General features: G+C 72.4%; 1 protein-coding gene. It reads right to left on the bottom strand.

What is annotated here, in order from left to right; all coding sequences use genetic code 11:
• Positions 1 to 243: hypothetical protein (locus NLU14_RS22730; RefSeq protein ID WP_275710872.1), on the bottom strand; the 243-nt coding region annotated here is incomplete at both ends.

Raw genomic sequence — 243 nt, 5'->3', positions numbered from 1 at the left:
CGGCTCCTCGGTCACGACGACGGCGTCGGCGGTCCGCATGCCGTACTCGAAGCGGACGTTCGCGCGCGCGAACAGCGGCAGCAGGTCCTCCCAGGCGAGCGGCGGCAGGATGAGCAGCCGGTCCATCGCGAAGGCCGTGCCGCCGGGAGCCGCGCGGAAGGCGTCGCGATAGGCGGCCTCGCTGCGCGCGACGACGATGAGCTTGTCGACGATCGCGCGGTCCTCGGGCTTGAAGACGTGGAC

This window comes from Marinobacter iranensis (genome assembly GCF_029207565.1).
Lineage (GTDB): Bacteria > Pseudomonadota > Gammaproteobacteria > Pseudomonadales > Oleiphilaceae > Marinobacter > Marinobacter iranensis.
This window is presented reverse-complemented; position numbering and strand designations above follow the sequence as displayed.